The organism is Flagellimonas hadalis, from assembly GCF_007785775.2.
Classification (GTDB): Bacteria; Bacteroidota; Bacteroidia; order Flavobacteriales; family Flavobacteriaceae; genus Flagellimonas; species Flagellimonas hadalis.
Window position 1 is genome coordinate 18,060 of record NZ_VNIK02000017.1, and the last position, 13,084, is coordinate 31,143.

A 13,084-nucleotide genomic window follows, 5' to 3' on the forward strand; every position below is an offset into this window, starting at 1 on the left:
CAGTAAAATGGAAAAACAAGTAGAAAGGGTTTTCGTAAAAGTGAACCAAGTTTGGCAAAAAGGGGAAATCCTCTCCAAAGAGGAAAGCATCCTAAAGATCAAGACCCAGGGAGGCCTGGAATTCAACATTGACGAGACCAGTCCCTATGTGGAGAAAATGCGGTCTCCCGCCCAACGGTTCGCCTATGGGGAGGCCAAGGAAAAATTGGAGGGCGCCTATATCAGTTTTGACAAGCTTCCCGAGAACGTACAGGATGCTCTGGTCAAGGGAGAGGAGTACATCCATCGCTCCACCTATGTCAACGAAGGGGAACTCAAGGAAAGTGTCAAGGCCGTCCAATTGATGTACAGTTCCCAGAGCGGGTCCAAATTGGATGTACAGATCAAAAGGAACCAGCCCGTGACCCTTGCCCAAGCCACCGCCTATAACCACCAGTTCACCAAGGAAGAGTTCGAGGCCATGGTCAATGACGGTAGATCCATCGTCTTCAATGGGGCGACCAAGGATGGGGAAATGTTCCCGAAGCTGGCCTATTACGAGCCAAAGCTCAATGACATCAGGACGAAGACCGCCCTTTCGGAGAACACCTATTTCTATGGGCAGCAGTTGACCAAACAGCAGGCCGATGCCATGAACAAGGGAGAGGCCGTGGAAATCTCCATCGCTACCAAAAAGGGCAGGAAGACCTATAACGTCACCTATAGCCCAAGGGCAGAAAGGTTCATTACAAAATCCCCGGAAAAGGCCAATGTAAAAGATCTGGAAACCAAGGGTGCCGTTGTGGTCGGGGACGAAAAAAAAAAGAAACGGCATAATGTCATGAGCAAATAGGGGCCAAAAGGTCCATTTGATGAACAAAAGCCGACATATTCAAATATATCGGCTTTTTTCAATCCTATCGGAAATGAAGAACACCATAAGTTACAAAGATGATCCAGAACATTATAAGCGGTTGATCGGTAAGATCAACCGGGAAGTGGACTTTGCGGGCCATCTATTGCGCACGGGCCATGTACTGCTCAAAAAAAGTGCAGGATCAATGGAATTCGCCAAGGAGGGCGACCGAATCGTCTTGATGACCTCAAGGGATCCCATCTCCTATTTCAACCGCAATGACTCGGAGGACAAGGGACTTTTCTTTTCGTTCCTAAACAATAGGGAGAAGAACTTTTACAGGGCCGTCGAACAGGGCCTGGAAATCATTGACAGTGCCCACGAACATGTTGCACAAAACGCAAAGGTCCACCAAAAAAGGGGCAGAACGAGATCCTTGGAGGAAAATTACAACATAGTACCAATGCGGAATGCCATATACCTGACCAAGGAAAGGGGCATTGCGATGGAAACCCTTGCATCCGATCCCTTTAGGGGAAGGATCTTCAATGCCTTCCACCATAACGACAATGGGGGCAAGATCGCCAATGTGGCCTTTCCAAAATTCGATATCGGGGGAACCCCCAGGAACTATATCCTGTACAACAGGCCCTACAGGGACAGGCATACGGGGGAATCCAAAAAATTCCGCCTGGTGCTCAACGGAAAGGACCATTTTTTGTTCAGTTCCAATCCTCCAAAGGAAGGGACCCAACGGATCGTTTTTGGGGAAAGCGGGGTGGACCTGCTGTCCTTCCATGAACTTGAGGGAAAAAAGGGGGATTTTTATATTTCCTTTGGAGGGAACGTCTATACCGAAAAACTGGATTTCTTTTATGAGCTCATCACCCCCATTCTTTCAAGAAAAGGGGTCCAGCTCGTTTCCATTTTCGACAACGATGCCACGGGACACCGATTTGACATCCAAGTTTTCACCAAGCTCATCAATGGAATGGCAAAAGAGGTCTATGTCGAGAACAGGATCAAAAGGGAGAGGGTATCGATGAACATCCACTACCATAAGGACCGTCGAGGTCAAATGGCCCATGATGCCCGTACGATCGAAGACTCGGTCGGTAATGCGTTCCCAAAGGGCCAAGGGTTCAGGACCATCCTTTTTTCGGACAAGTTGGCCCTTGAATTTTCAATCCCGGGATCCAGCGCCACAATTCCATTCGACCCACAGATAGCCAGAGAATTACAGTCATTTTTGACCACCTTGGGCGAACTGTACCTTCCGGTGGAAACCAAGATCATGAAATCGATGGGCAAGGATTGGAACGACGACCTGAAAAGCAGTAAGAAGGAAAGGTACGAACAACTTGGGACCATGGATCCGGATAGGATACGCCCAGGGGACAAGATCGTCCTCAAGACCAACAGCGGACCGGAGGGTGCCCCCAATGAGGGCATCGTAGAGGAAATACGCCCAACCGGGGTCTTGGCCGATTTTGGGCTCCGGTATTCCTATATGGTCCCCTTTCGGGCCATTGCGGCGCACCTTATGCACAAAAAGACATCAAAGGAGAACATCGCACAATTAAAAATATAAACCCTCAAAGAGGGTTTTTTTGGGACATATCAAACACCAATATCCATAGAAAGGGTAATAAACAAATATCAATGTATTGACTTAAATTTAAACAAATGAAAATAATGGAAGAACTATCGGAAGGGTTGAAAGACCACCAATACTACTATGAACTGCTGGATGCACTTATCGAAGAGAACGATATGGAACTCAAGAACCGCCTCCAAATGGGGGATGGATATACCCAGTTCATCCGGGACCAATCAAAGGTCCTGATGGACACTACCATCGAAATGGTACGGGAGAAGGGGATTTCCTTTCAGGAGGCATCCGACATCGCTTTGGAGGGATGGAGGGAAAGGACCTTTGGTTGATCCCATAATGGACCATATTCTTCCCTTCCATGCAAGATAAAAGGTTGGCACATTCGGCCATGTTCCTCTCCGTGGCACTTTTTGCGGTGATCGGCTATATCGATCATTATGCGCTATTGGCCTACCATGGGATCGATGGCCCGATACTCCGATGGATCTATGGTTTTTTTATGAAGTTCGGGCCGTTGCACCAAAAGTATCTGGGCAAACTGTTGTTGCTCATGGCCATTGTGGCGGCGGTCATGTTGTACCATCCCAAAAAGATAGCGGGAAAGACCTATACCAAGGGAGTGTCGTACCTGACCCTTGGAATTTTATTCTTTGGTGCCGGTGATGTCCTTAAGGTTCCCAATATTGTTTTGTATTGGTCTTCGGTACCGTGCTATTTCCTGGGGTTCCTGTTTTCCCTATCGGGCAGTGTCCATCTCTTTCAAGTGCTCTCCTTTACCGACCTTTCCAAAGAGGACCCTTTCAATGACGGGAACGAGACGTTCCAGCAGATGGAACAAAAGATCGATACCCCCTATTCGGTGAACATTCCCTATGACTACCGTTTCAAGGGAAAGATCAGAAAAGGCTGGGTCAACTTCGTCAACCTTTTCAGGGCTCTGTTGATCATAGGTACACCGGGAAGTGGGAAGTCGTTTGCCCTTTTTGAGGAGATTATCGAACAGCTTATCGGCAAGATGTTCACTTTGCTCATTTATGACTTCAAGTTCGATACACTATCCCGTATCGCCTATAACCATTGGCTGAAAAAGAAGGAACAACTCGGCACAGATGATCCGGAACAGTTGGGTTCCCTGCCCGGGTTTTACACCATTTCCTTCGATGATCCGGAAAGGACCCACCGGAACAATCCCATCAGCCCCTACTTGATGAAGTCACAGATCGATGCCTCGGATGCGGCCACCATCATCATGAAGAACCTCAATAAGGAATGGATCAAGCAGAACGATTTTTTTTCAAGGAGTGCCATCAGTTTTGTTTCGGGGCTCATCTGGTACCTGAAGAAGAAAGCGGAGGAGACCGGGACCAATATCTGTACCCTCCCCCATGTGATCATCCTTTCAACGGTCAACATACAGGTACTCTTGGACATTATCCTGAGAGACATGGAGGTCCGCAACCTGATGATCCCCTTCAAGGATGCCCTGGAACGGGAAGCGGGGCAACAATTGGCCGGTCAGACCGCCAGTGCCCAGATATCACTCTCCATGCTCGCCACCAAGGAGATATTCTATGTCATGACCGGCAATGATTTCCAATTGGACATCAACAGCACATCCAGGCCCAAGATCGTGTGCGTGCAGAACAATCCGGACCGATCGGAGATCTATGCCGCACCCATCGGGCTGATCATCAACAAGGCCCTTCAGGTGGTCAACAGGCCCGGGGGCAGACCTATGGGCGTGATCCTTGACGAGGTGCCCACGATTTTCATCATGGGCCTTAGAAAGATCATCGATACGGGGAGGTCACATTTGGTGGCCACTGTCCTTGGCATCCAAAGCGTCTCCCAGCTCATCGCCGATTACGGCAAGGAACTGGCCGATGTGATCTTTGACAACTGTGCGAACGTCTTCAGCGGTGCTGCCAAGGGGGAAACGGCCCGACGTATCAGTGACATTTTTGGGAAGATCCACCAGGAAAAACTGTCCAGGACGGTCTCAAGGAACGACACGACCACCAGTATGGGCACCCAAATGATGGAACTGATGCCCAAGAGCAAGATAACCGGGATGTCAACGGGATATTTTGGCGGTATCGTGGCCGATACCTTTGAACATCCCATCAAGCAAAAACTGTGCTTTGGCCTATTGAGACCGAACATGGAGGCAAAAAAACATCAGGACAAATTCCCCCTTCCGGTGACCAGGGATTTTAGGACCCCGGACCACGATAAAAAGGTAAGGGAACGCCTGTCATTGATGGAGGATATCGGCTTTTTTGACAAGGTGGCCCGACTTGATCTTGCCCAGAACGATTACATCGAATTCTATAACGTTTACATGGAAACCTTTACCAAAGAAAACTGTGATGGGCCCATGCAGCGGATGCAGTTCACATCCTTGGTCCGTGACCTGAAACTGTACGATCATTTAAAGGAGCTGGGGCAATTGGTCGACAATAAAGGAGCCTATGGCTTCCAGATAAGGGCCTTCATGGAAAACCTTGTCGGAAGGATGTTCTTGGAACGGGAAATGGAACGGGTCCTGGACGAGGCCTTCCACAAGGTACTCGGGGACATTGATGATCTTGTCAAGGACGAATATTTCAAGATCAAGGGGGAACATCCCAAGTCCTCGATCTTTGATCCCGATAAGATAACGGATGAAATCGGGTCTTCACTGGACGCAAACAGGGAGATAGCCCTGGAATTTTTGGAGGATTTCAACCAAATGTCCGGCCCAGATCTGTTCGAGGATATGGACGGGTCACAGGAAAGACCTACTTTTAAGGAAGATAATAGCAAAGGGGAAAGTCTGGCCGCCCTATGGGATGGGGCCGATCTTTTCGAGGAAGAACCCTATTCCTCCTACCCCGTTCAAAATTTATAGACATGAAGGACATCGACGAACTTAAGAGCGCGAAAGCGGAGGATTTTTATTATATCGGAAAAAGGCTCAGGGAGATCCGGGACGACCTGGTCGAAGCGGATGATACCACGGACAAGCGCAATTCCCATTATTCCAGAAAAAATGTATGTGAGCGATTGGGTGTCGATTATTCGACCTTGACCAATGTGGAACGAGGTACGATCTCCCCTACCACCTTTAAACTTATACTGTACTATTATTCCTTGGGCTACAACCCCATGTGGATCATTGCCACGGACAATGAGTTCATCCCGAAACGCAATATCGGGGAAAACCTCGTCTATCAGGAAGGGATCCAAGAAAGTTTCAAGGCCTTGGAGTCCAATATCCTGGAAGCCCTTTCAGGGTTCAAATCAAAAATTTAAGCATCGATAGAAAATTGACACGGACCGGCATTGGACATTTATAGTAAAATATTCATTTATTCATTTATTCATTTATTCATTTATTCATTTATTCATTTATTCATTTATTCATTTATNAATAAACATTCCACCAAATGATCGATCATCCAACTGTATGATCATACAAATACTTATATCAACAAATATCCAAACCATTGAACAAATGCCTATGTAATTGACCCTATATACAAATATTCCTTTACTCACTTAAATACATATCAATATGAAAACAAAGATCATTTCAGTCGCCGGGGAAAAAGGCGGCGTGGGCAAAACGACCCTCAACATCATGCTGGCCACCAACCTGTTCCATACCTATGGAAAGAAGGTAGTCCTTTTGGATGTGGACGACCCCCAGTTCTCCATTTTCAAGAAAAGACAGCGCGAACTGGACCTTATCGGGGAAAATGGAGAGGACAGCCTCCCAATATATCCCATAATCCGGGTGACGGTAAGGACCATTAAGGACAAGATCCTGCAGCATTATGGAAAAGTGGACTACATCATCATCGATTTCCCGGGAAGCCTGAGCCTCGAAATGGTACAGGGCCTTATGTTCGTCGAACATATCTTCATACCCTTCGACCATGACGAGCTGGAAATCGACAGTACCTTCAATTTCTACAGGACATTGAAGAAAAACTTCTTGGACAATGGGGACAGGGTACTGCGATCGGTCCATCTTTTCTTCAACAAATATCGGGAAGTCCAAAAGAACAAGTTCGCGAACTTAAAGGGTGATGTCCTGACGGCAGGCCTTCCCTTCATGCAGCATGTGGTCAAGGAGAAGACCATATACCGGGAACAGTACAGGAGCACCCTCCATCCCATCCCGGAACAAATGGAGACGGGACCACGGGATATCAGGAACTTTTTTGAGGAAGTCCTTAAATTATCCAGTAATTGATATGGCCATGAAACCCTCAATGAGGGATTTTTTAGGAAGGACCAAATATGCTACAAAAGACAATGACCAAAAATCAAGCAATGAACAAATGAAAAAAAGTAAAGATACGGGCCAACTGATAAAGGCCATAACAATGGACATGGACAAAACGGATGGCGTGTTGGATAGGTTAAAAAAGGAAAGGTCCTCCGGAATGGAGACCGATCAAACTGGGGAAACGGCCGATCTTACCAACGACACCATGACTGGAACACCCGGTACCAGAGCTCCACTGGATAAAGATCCGGATGGTGCCGAAACCCCGAAGGCTGAAACCGTGGTACGGCCCATGGAAAACGCGAACCGTCCAGCCAAACGGAAAAAAATGACAAAATCCGAGGAAAGAATTTGGCAGGAATTCAATAAAACCGTTGAATCTGAGTTTTATAGGGACAAAAAAGATGTGTTCCAGATGTCCTTGAGCGGGGAATGCCTAGCCGGTTATGAAAGGCTGGCCCTTGGATTGGGCTATAAAATGGGAAAAAAGATCAACCGGAACGAGATTCTAAGGAAGGTCCTGGAAGAATTTGTCCATAAGAACGGGGCCAAACTGGAGAAACTGATAGAAAAACTATAATAAACTGTATTTGAACCTATTCTGGAAAATAACATTGGGCATTACGGCCATGTATTACGTATACGTGGCCTGGGTCCTGTTGGTAAAAAAGAAAAGGGATAGCAAAAAAATCAAAGAAAATAATGATTATTTGTATTTAAGTAATAAATTTGTAAATAATTCACAAGAAGAACAAGCCGATTTGGAAACCATACTCAGCCAGGTGGATGAAGTCGAGAACAACTCCAAACTCCTGGAGGCTTTCAAAAACAAAGGCTCTTCAAGTGAAGCATTGAACAATTCCTTAACTCGCACAGAAAATGAAAAATTCAAGATCATCCGTAACAGGGATGTTACGGACAAGACCGATCCCGACCCGGAAACTTAAACTCTTGCTCCTTATCGGGCTGGGCCTTTGCCTACCACACGATTCCTTTGGGCAATTGAACGAACTGACCCAAGAACTCCAACAAGGGGAACGTGACCTCTCCAGGATCGCTGACATCGTCATCAGTGCCGTCAAGACCATTGCCGGGACATCCACCATTTTGGGTGGATTGGTATTCCTTTACTTAAGGGACCAACAGAGCGATCTTACCAAAAAGGTGGGACAGGTCATCCTTGGCCTGGCCATTTTCTGGATCCTATTGTCCGTTGGGGACAGCATGCGTTCCTAAAAAAGGCCCTCATGGAAGACAAGTTTGTCCTTATACGGAAAGGACTCCAGAAGGAGGTCCTGTTCCTCGGCCTCAAGGCCAGATACATCAATCATTGTATTTATATAGGCCTTGGCATACTCTCCCTAGGGTTCATTTTATCGATGGTCGTCCCCACGTTCATGGCCCTAGTGGTAACCACCTGTGCTCTATTGTCCATGTTCGCCATCCTCTTGTTCCATTCCAGGACCTACGGAGCCAGGGGATTCATCAAAAAGATGGCCGATGCCTCCAGGCCGGACAAGATCAAGATCTCTCGACCGTACAAAAATATGCCCCTATGGAAAGGATAGTCGATATGATGGATGTGTTCCCCATTTATGGATATGAAAGGAATTCCCTCATTTCCAAGGAAAAGGGCTGTTTGACCATTCCCTTGAGATTGGAGCTCCCAGAGGTGTTCACTTTGGACCAAAGGGATTACAACGCCTTGAACGGACTCTTCTTCAACATCATCGACATATTGGGCCCCAACATGATCCTGCACCGACAGGACCATTTCTTTGAGGAAAGGTACGGCCCCATCCCGCAACGGTTGAACGGTGATTTTATGGAGATAGGCAATGAACGGTATTTTGAGGAGCGTCCTTTTCTAAGGGCCGAGCACTACCTATTTATCAGCTTGGTACCGACGGGGTATTACAAATATGGCCCCACCAGGGTCAATTCCTTTCTCTCGAAAAAAAGGGATTTCTTTTTGGACAGGACAATTCCCAAAGAATTCCTTGACCGGGATCTCCTGTTGGATTTTGAGGCGAAGGTGGAAAGTGTTTCGAACCTATTGAACGGATCGGGCCTTATCCGGTCGGAGGTAATGGGGTATGACGCGCTATTGCACGAAGGAGGACTCTATGCCAAATATTTCAGCCTTTCCGCATCCAATAAAAACCTGCCCGATATCGACTTTTCCAACAATTCCATCAAGATCGGGGAGAAACAGGCCCGGTTCTTTACCGTGGAAAACCTGGACCAGTTCACCAAGGAATATTTGGGACCATATGAACTGTACGGGAAATTCACGACACAGCACAACCGGTTCCCTGTTGGCAATCTATTTTCCATCGGGTTCAAGATACCCCATGAACACATCATCAACCAATACATCTATATCCCTGAACAGGAAAAGGCCCTTAAGGGATTGCGGAAAAAGGCCAAGCGCTTCGACCAGTTCGGCAATGGAAAAAAAGACGACAGCAATGGGATCTATGCCGATCAGATTCGGGAGTTCAATACCGACATCCTTGAAAACCACAAGGAGATCGTCTTTTACCATTTGAACGTCCTGGGGTTCAACAACACAGATAGGAACCATGGAAAAATGTGCAGTGCCGTTGCGGACGGTTTCAAAAAGCTCAAGATCAATGCCAAGGAAAACAACATTGACCGAAAGAACCTGTTCTTCGCAGGGATACCCGGAAATGCCGTGGGCCTCCCTTCGGATATGTACATGCCCATGTCCAGCGATATGGCCGCCTCATTGGTATACTTTGAGGGCGGATATCGTGACGGTTCGCAAGGGATCGATGGTCTACGGTTGATCGACAGGGTCTGTGGAAGGCCCCTGTCCGTCAGTGTCTACCGGGAACCCGAGAGAAACCATTGGATATTCAATCGTGGCATGCTGATCGCCTCTGGATCCGGGGGCGGCAAGTCCTATGTGGCCAACCATTACATTGCCTCGGAACTCCGCCAAGGGGCGGAGGCCATCATCATCGAGGACGGTAATTCCTATGAACGGATCACAATGGTGTTTGGCGGGACCATCATCGAACATGACGACAAACGGCCCTTTACCTTCAATCCCTTTAAGTTGGATTCTTATGACACCATTGAAAAGGACGATGGATCCAGGGCATTGACCGAGGGCAAGGTCCTCAATCTGGTCACCCTCTTGAAATTGATAACGGGTGACGACCGTGGTGTTTTTGGGGATACGATGTCCAACGAGGTCAAAAATACCGTTCTTGAAAACCTGTTGCCCGGATATTATTCCCATATGTGGGAGACCGGGAACACCGATTTCCGGTTCGATAGCTTTTATGAATACTGCCAAGAACATCTCAAGGTCCTTGTCGGTGCAAAAAGGATTTCCAAAGAAGTGTTCGACCCCGATGTCTTTCTGTTCCTTTTGGAGAAATACTATAAGGGCGGGCCAAGGGAAAGGTTGCTGAACCGGGAAGATGAAAGGATTGCCCGTCTGGGCGAGGAAAGGCTGGTCTATTTCAAATTGGGGAAACTCATCGACAATGAACTGTTGTTCCCCATTACCGCCCTCATGGTCATGGAAATTTTTGACAAAAAGCTCCTCGATAAGGACAAACTGCCCATCAACAAGATGATGGTGGTCGATGAGGCATGGAAGGCCCTTTCCAGAAAGGAATTCGAGGATTATTTCAACAGCCAGTCCAGAATGGCCAGAAAATATGGTGGCCAGCCCATCTTTATTTCCCAGAAGGTTGATGACTTTATTGCCTCCGAGGTCATCAAGAATGCCATCGTAGTCAATTCCCATATCAAGGTCTTCCTGGACATGGGGGATTTTGAGAATGCCTTCGAGGACATCCAGGAAATGATGGGTCTCAGTGAAAAACAGAGGCAATCCATCCTTTCCCTGAACAGAGATCTGCCGCTCGATCGGAAATATCGGGAGGTGGCCTTTTGTTGGAAGGACAGGGTGAAGGTCTACGGAGTGGAAACCTCATTAGTGGAAAAATGCATTTATGAGACCAACCCGATGGAATCGCACAAGATCAATGAACTGCATAAAAAGAACCATAACAATTGGGAACTGACGGCCAAGGATTATTCCCTACTGCCTTCCCAAAAAACACAGGAAAAATGAAAAAACTGATTTACCTAATGAATTTGGTCTCCTTGGTCGCCCTGGGCCAGATTCCCGTAACCGATGCGGCGACCAACGGCTCCCTCGGGATCACCAACAACCAATTGGCCCAGATCCATATACAGCTCCGATCATTGGGAAACCGGTTGGCCACCACCAACCGGAAATTGGATCGGTTGATCGACCTGATGGAGAAAAACAATGATCAGACCACTAGGTCAAGGGAAATCCTAAAAGAGGAACTTGATGCCATGAAGACCGCTCCGGACTATGTGTTGGAATCCACGGAACTGTCCAACATCACAGAATTAAAGGATAAGATCTTGGAAGCCTATAGGACTTCACAGGAAACCATCGGGAACCTTAAGAATTTGGATTCCAAGGAGACCAAGGAATTCCTGGCCATTGCCACTGATGCGCTGTTGAGGACAAAAGACCTTTTCCAGCAGAGCAGGACCATCCTGAACACGAGATCCCTCATGCACCCCGAGGAACGTCTCAAGAAGATCAACGACATCACCGTTAAGTTGAACGGGGTATTGGACGGTCTGATCGCACACAACAAACGGATGAAACAGCTCGATGCCTCTAGGGGAATACGAAGAACATTGATAGACCTGAACCGATGACCTTGCTGGCCTTTACACAAAATATGACCGATGCGGGCATCCGGGAAGAGGTGAACGAACTCTTTGACCAATATATCCTGGACGCCTTTGACGCGGTGGATCCCATCATGGACATTGGACAGGAATTTGCCTATATCGGGATAGGCATCATCGCATTGAAGGTGTTCATGAACGAACAGACCCGGGCCGATTTTTTCGCCTACCTCAAATGGGTCCCATTGGCGTTGATCCTGTTAAAGTACAAGGTGTTCGCACGATCGATATTCCAATTCTATGAGGGTATCGGAAACTCGTTGAAAGGCAACGATGTCTCATGGGACATCCTACAGTTGAAGATATACCATGCCCAGACAAGGGCCATGGAGGACATCGGTTCCTCATGGAGCCTGTTCGATATGGACTGGTCGGCATTGGAATCCCTGATCTTGAGCGGTATGACCTCCGGGATCACCACTTTCGCCTCCATTGTTTCCACCGTGGTCTTCATCGGGATAAAGGCCATGTCCGTGATCTACCTGTTCGTCCTTATCGTTTTCGGTCCCCTCAATATCGGGCTGTCGTTCATCCCTGCCCTATCGGGAATGTGGAAGGCCTGGTTGCAGAAATTCATGTCCGTCTGCCTTTGGATCCCCATGTTGCACTTGATCGACAATTTTATGCTCAAGATCATGGAAAAGCTCATCGATTCCCTATTGTTGCGTACCGAGGCCAATCTGGGGTTGGTCCTGACCAGTGCCCTTCTGATTCTGATGAACCTGTTCGTCTATCTCAAGGCCCCTACCCTTTCCAATTTTATCGTACAGGGAATGAACGTGAATGCCGGGCAATTGAAGGAAAAGACCAAGCACTATGCCAAAAAGGCCGCACAAACTGCCATTGATATAAAAACGGGTGGGACTACAAAAGGTGTAAGAACATTAATTCAATAGGAAATATGGAATTCAACGAAGGTTATAGGGTTTTCAACGATATTACAAGGGCAGAAAGAAGATCTAACCGACTGGTTGTCCTATCTTTAGCTTTCATGCTTTTTAGTTTTTTGTGCTGTACCTATGTTGTCAATAGGGTCAACGAAAGTGCAAAGAACAACTTTTACCTTTTGGACAGCGGCCAGAAATTGGCTACTGTTCGGGTCAAGGACTACAAAAGGGCCATCGATATCCTGTGCGAGGGACATGTGGGCATTTTTCATGAACTTTTCTTTGGCCTGGAGCCGGACCTGGGGTTCATAAAAAGGAATATCGAGGGAAAGGCACTTTTCATGGTCGATCGTTCGGGCATGCGACTCTATAACCGTTTGGTGGACCAGGACTATTACGAGGATATCGCCAAAAGTGGCTATTCGATAGAACTGGAGAAGGACAGTATCATCATTGACTATTCGTCCTATCCGTTCAGGTTCAGGTTCATCGGAAAGCAAAAAATTGAAAGGGACGGCGAGACCGAATATCGGAACTTGGTCACGACAGGCTATTTGATGGAGACTAGATCCACCCCCAATAATCTGAACGGCCTTAAAATCGTCCGTTTCGATGTATTGGACAACAGGGACCTACGCAAATGATATTTGTTGACAACATAACCCGGTACGTTCAGATCTCGATTATCGGGT

The 13,084-nt window shown here is 47.3% G+C and carries 14 protein-coding genes; all 14 read left to right on the plus strand.

What is annotated here, in order from left to right; all coding sequences use genetic code 11:
* Window positions 1–7: 7 nt before the first annotated feature.
* The 14 genes from FOT42_RS16865 to FOT42_RS16930 all read left to right on the plus strand — a co-directional run bounded on the left by FOT42_RS16865 (window position 8) and on the right by FOT42_RS16930 (window position 13,036).
* The gene (locus FOT42_RS16865; RefSeq protein WP_151891693.1) at window positions 8–832 is read left to right on the plus strand and encodes a hypothetical protein; all 825 of its coding nucleotides are present in this window, start codon (window positions 8–10) and stop codon (window positions 830–832) included.
* Window positions 833–905: 73 nt separating this feature from the next.
* A complete protein-coding gene (locus FOT42_RS16870; RefSeq protein WP_192938432.1) occupies window positions 906–2,426 on the plus strand; it encodes a toprim domain-containing protein in 1,521 nt (506 codons plus the stop codon).
* 95 nt (window positions 2,427–2,521) lie between these two features.
* Window positions 2,522–2,779: a hypothetical protein gene (locus tag FOT42_RS16875; protein ID WP_151891695.1), complete on the plus strand. Its 258-nt coding sequence runs from the start codon at window positions 2,522–2,524 to the stop codon at window positions 2,777–2,779.
* Window positions 2,780–2,808: 29 nt separating this feature from the next.
* Window positions 2,809–5,340 carry a TraM recognition domain-containing protein gene (locus FOT42_RS16880; protein WP_151891696.1) on the plus strand — a complete coding sequence of 844 codons (2,532 nt, stop codon included), beginning with the start codon at window positions 2,809–2,811 and terminating at the stop codon, window positions 5,338–5,340.
* A gap of 2 nt (window positions 5,341–5,342) precedes the next feature.
* On the plus strand, window positions 5,343–5,744 hold the full coding sequence (locus FOT42_RS16885) for a helix-turn-helix domain-containing protein (protein ID WP_151891697.1): 402 nt from the start codon (window positions 5,343–5,345) through the stop codon (window positions 5,742–5,744).
* Between the two features lie 262 nt (window positions 5,745–6,006).
* On the plus strand, window positions 6,007–6,690 hold the full coding sequence (locus FOT42_RS16890) for a ParA family protein (RefSeq protein WP_151891698.1): 684 nt from the start codon (window positions 6,007–6,009) through the stop codon (window positions 6,688–6,690).
* Between the two features lie 88 nt (window positions 6,691–6,778).
* Entirely contained in the window at window positions 6,779–7,306 is a 528-nt protein-coding gene (locus tag FOT42_RS16895; protein ID WP_151891699.1) for a hypothetical protein, read from the plus strand.
* 181 nt (window positions 7,307–7,487) lie between these two features.
* Entirely contained in the window at window positions 7,488–7,673 is a 186-nt protein-coding gene (locus tag FOT42_RS16900; protein WP_151891700.1) for a hypothetical protein, read from the plus strand.
* Complete coding sequence (locus FOT42_RS16905; RefSeq protein WP_226789934.1) at window positions 7,636–7,962, plus strand: hypothetical protein; 327 nt, start codon at window positions 7,636–7,638, stop codon at window positions 7,960–7,962. The genes FOT42_RS16900 and FOT42_RS16905 overlap by 38 nt, the downstream gene beginning before the upstream one ends.
* 11 nt (window positions 7,963–7,973) lie before the next feature.
* Window positions 7,974–8,294, plus strand: coding sequence for a DUF4133 domain-containing protein (locus tag FOT42_RS16910; protein WP_151891702.1), 321 nt, complete (start codon window positions 7,974–7,976; stop codon window positions 8,292–8,294).
* Window positions 8,282–10,843 (plus strand): TraG family conjugative transposon ATPase, encoded by a 2,562-nt coding sequence (locus FOT42_RS16915; RefSeq protein WP_151891703.1) that lies wholly within the window; start codon window positions 8,282–8,284, stop codon window positions 10,841–10,843. Before FOT42_RS16910 ends, FOT42_RS16915 begins: the two co-directional genes overlap by 13 nt.
* Window positions 10,840–11,472, plus strand: a complete 633-nt coding sequence (locus tag FOT42_RS16920; protein WP_151891704.1) for a hypothetical protein — start codon at window positions 10,840–10,842, stop codon at window positions 11,470–11,472. The genes FOT42_RS16915 and FOT42_RS16920 overlap by 4 nt, the downstream gene beginning before the upstream one ends.
* Entirely contained in the window at window positions 11,469–12,401 is a 933-nt protein-coding gene (locus FOT42_RS16925; protein ID WP_151891705.1) for a TraJ family protein, read from the plus strand. The genes FOT42_RS16920 and FOT42_RS16925 overlap by 4 nt, the downstream gene beginning before the upstream one ends.
* A 5-nt stretch (window positions 12,402–12,406) precedes the next feature.
* Window positions 12,407–13,036 (plus strand): hypothetical protein, encoded by a 630-nt coding sequence (locus FOT42_RS16930; RefSeq protein ID WP_192938433.1) that lies wholly within the window; start codon window positions 12,407–12,409, stop codon window positions 13,034–13,036.
* The last annotated feature ends 48 nt before the right edge of the window (window positions 13,037–13,084 follow it).

What these genes read in the sequence shown, in the direction of transcription:
- FOT42_RS16915 (WP_151891703.1), top strand. Translation starts at nt 8,282, where the DNA reads ATGGAAAGGATAGTCGATATGATGGATGTGTTCCCCATTTATGGATAT.
- FOT42_RS16885 (WP_151891697.1), top strand. Translation starts at nt 5,343, where the DNA reads ATGAAGGACATCGACGAACTTAAGAGCGCGAAAGCGGAGGATTTTTAT.
- FOT42_RS16930 (WP_192938433.1), top strand. Translation starts at nt 12,407, where the DNA reads ATGGAATTCAACGAAGGTTATAGGGTTTTCAACGATATTACAAGGGCA.
- FOT42_RS16890 (WP_151891698.1), top strand. Translation starts at nt 6,007, where the DNA reads ATGAAAACAAAGATCATTTCAGTCGCCGGGGAAAAAGGCGGCGTGGGC.
- FOT42_RS16880 (WP_151891696.1), top strand. Translation starts at nt 2,809, where the DNA reads ATGCAAGATAAAAGGTTGGCACATTCGGCCATGTTCCTCTCCGTGGCA.
- FOT42_RS16920 (WP_151891704.1), top strand. Translation starts at nt 10,840, where the DNA reads ATGAAAAAACTGATTTACCTAATGAATTTGGTCTCCTTGGTCGCCCTG.
- FOT42_RS16865 (WP_151891693.1), top strand. Translation starts at nt 8, where the DNA reads ATGGAAAAACAAGTAGAAAGGGTTTTCGTAAAAGTGAACCAAGTTTGG.
- FOT42_RS16910 (WP_151891702.1), top strand. Translation starts at nt 7,974, where the DNA reads ATGGAAGACAAGTTTGTCCTTATACGGAAAGGACTCCAGAAGGAGGTC.
- FOT42_RS16905 (WP_226789934.1), top strand. Translation starts at nt 7,636, where the DNA reads ATGTTACGGACAAGACCGATCCCGACCCGGAAACTTAAACTCTTGCTC.
- FOT42_RS16925 (WP_151891705.1), top strand. Translation starts at nt 11,469, where the DNA reads ATGACCTTGCTGGCCTTTACACAAAATATGACCGATGCGGGCATCCGG.
- FOT42_RS16895 (WP_151891699.1), top strand. Translation starts at nt 6,779, where the DNA reads ATGAAAAAAAGTAAAGATACGGGCCAACTGATAAAGGCCATAACAATG.
- FOT42_RS16870 (WP_192938432.1), top strand. Translation starts at nt 906, where the DNA reads ATGAAGAACACCATAAGTTACAAAGATGATCCAGAACATTATAAGCGG.
- FOT42_RS16875 (WP_151891695.1), top strand. Translation starts at nt 2,522, where the DNA reads ATGAAAATAATGGAAGAACTATCGGAAGGGTTGAAAGACCACCAATAC.